Origin of the sequence: Clostridioides sp. ZZV15-6597 (assembly GCF_020657815.1) — a bacterium.
Taxonomy (GTDB): domain Bacteria; phylum Bacillota; class Clostridia; order Peptostreptococcales; family Peptostreptococcaceae; genus Clostridioides.
Map to the genome: position 1 here is coordinate 1 of NZ_JAGWCT010000296.1, position 224 is coordinate 224.

The following is a 224-nucleotide window of genomic DNA, read 5'->3' on the forward strand; positions in this document are numbered from 1 at the left end:
ATTAATTGGTTATCTGTTTTAGTTCTAATAGTGTTTTTTAATTTCCATAATCTCTTATATTGTCTACTACCTTTTTTACATCTACTTAATCTTTTAGAGATATAAGCATACATCTTATTTCTAAATTGCTTAATACTTCTACCTTCTCTATTAGATATTATAAGTCCGATACCTTCATTAGTTATACTAGCTATCGAATGTATTTCTCCTAAGTCTACACCTAC

The 224-nt window shown here is 26.8% G+C and carries 1 pseudogene; it reads right to left on the minus strand.

What is annotated here, in order from left to right:
• A pseudogene (locus KGF52_RS21295) lies at window positions 1-224 on the minus strand (RNA-guided endonuclease TnpB family protein); the annotation flags it as partial.